The sequence below is a fragment of the Arthrobacter sp. SPT-J7 genome (assembly GCF_059089965.1).
Genome location: NZ_JBNHFF010000369.1, coordinates 1 through 2,089 on the forward strand (window position 1 = coordinate 1; position 2,089 = coordinate 2,089).

1 protein-coding gene is annotated in these 2,089 nt (G+C 65.8%); it reads right to left on the bottom strand.

The window, feature by feature from the left end:
- Positions 1–34 precede the first annotated feature (34 nt).
- Positions 35–2,089 (bottom strand): 5-methyltetrahydropteroyltriglutamate--homocysteine S-methyltransferase (metE, locus tag AC5RWX_RS32730; RefSeq protein ID WP_494100330.1); only part of this gene is annotated, 2,055 nt, incomplete at its 5' end.

The following is a 2,089-nucleotide window of genomic DNA, read 5'->3' on the forward strand; positions in this document are numbered from 1 at the left end:
CCTTTCAAGGTGGCCGGCCGATCGTTTGTCCGCTTTACTTTGCCCCTTGCAGCAGGCCGGCGCGGACCGACCTGGTGGCCTCCACCAAGTTCCGCAAAGATTCCTCGGTCTCTGCGTAGCCGCGGGTCTTCAGGCCGCAGTCCGGGTTGACCCAGAGCTGGCGGGACGGCACGTGCTTGACGGCGGTGCTGAGCAGCTCGGTGACTTCCCCGGTGCCGGGAATGCGCGGCGAGTGGATGTCGTACACGCCCGGGCCAACGCCGCGGCCGAAGCCGTGGGACTCGAGGTCATGCACCACCTCCATGCGGGACCGGGCGGCCTCGATGGATGTAACGTCCGCATCCAGGCCGTCAATGGCGTCAATGATCACGCCGAACTCCGAGTAGCAGAGGTGGGTATGGATCTGGGTGGCATCCACAGCGCCGGCAGTCGCCAGGCGGAAGGAGTCCACGGACCACTTCAGGTAGTCGGCGTGGTCAGCCTTGCGCAGCGGGAGGAGTTCGCGCAGTGCGGGCTCGTCCACCTGGATGACCTTGATGCCGGCGGCTTCCAGATCGGCGATCTCGTCGCGCAGCGCCAGGCCAACCTGGTTGGCGGTCTCACCCAACGGCTGGTCGTCACGGACGAAGGACCACGCGAGGATGGTGACCGGACCGGTGAGCATGCCCTTCATCGGCTTGCTGGTGAGGGACTGTGCGTACTTGGCCCATTCAACGGTGATGGGGGCGCTGCGGGTGACGTCTCCCCAAAGGATTGATGGACGCGTGCAGCGTGAGCCGTAGGACTGGACCCAGCCGTGGACGGTAACGTCGAAGCCTTCGAGGTTCTCGGCGAAGTACTGCACCATGTCGTTGCGCTCGGGCTCGCCGTGCACCAGGACGTCGTAGCCGAGCTCTTCCTGCAGGTCCACGACGCGCTTGATCTCGTCCTTCATGAGCTTTTCGTACTGCTCGTCCGTAAGGTCGCCCTTGTTGTTGCGGGCGCGGGCCGAACGGATCTCCGAGGTCTGCGGGAACGAACCGATGGTGGTGGTGGGCAGCGGCGGAAGGTCCAGCGCCTTTTCCTGCGCGGCTTCGCGGACCGCGTATTCGGAGCGGCTGAAGTCCGCGGCAGTGAGGGACTCGGTGCGGGCACGGACGTCGGCCCGGCGGACCCCTTCGGCGGTGGCACGGGAAGCGATCACTGCGGTTGCTTCCTCAATGGCTGCCTTGGCGGAGGCGGGGTCGGCGAGGTAGGACGCCAGGGTCTTGACCTCTACCGCTTTCTGGTCCGAGAACGCCAGCCAGCTGCGGAGCTGTTCGGAGAGCTGCGTTTCCCCGGCCACGTCGTGGGGGACGTGCTGCGTGGATGTTGAGGTGGAGACGGCGAGCCTGCCGGCGGCGGCCTTGAGTTCCTCCAGCTTCGCGGCGGAAGCGGCAAGGTCGTTGCGCCAGATGTTGTGGCCGTCAACGACGCCGGCAACAAGGGTCTTGTTGCCCAGGCCCGCCAGGGCGGCAGCAGAGGGAACATCACCCTTGAAGACGTCGATATGCAGTGCCTCGATGTTGGCGGCCGCGAGCGTGCCGAGCTGGCCGTCAAGTGAACCGTACGGAGTGGAAACGAGGATCTGCGGGCGGTTGGCAGCAGCGGTGAGGACCTCGTAGGCGCGGGCAACGGCTGCTTCGATTTCAGCGGCCGGGGTGTCCTGGTCAACCACCAGAGCAGGTTCGTCGAGCTGGACCCAACTGGCGCCGGCGGCGGCGAGCTTCTCAAGGAGCTGCACGTAGACGGGCAGGATGTCCTCGAGGCGGGACAGCGGCGCGAAGCCGGCAGGGGCGTCGTCGGAAGCCTTGGAAAGCAGCAGATAGGTGACCGGGCCAACGATGTAGGGCCGCGTCTCAATGCCGTTGGCCAGGGCGAAAGCGAACTCGTCAACCTTGGCGGTGGAGGCGAGGGTGAACTTCGTCTCCGGGCCGATCTCCGGCACCAGGTAGTGGTAGTTGGTGTCGAACCATTTGGTCATCTCCAGCGGCTGCTGTTCCTTGTTGCCGCGGGCAAGCGTGAAGTAGCCGTCGACGTCGAGCTGCCCCTCGTCGTTGAGGAGCTTGCC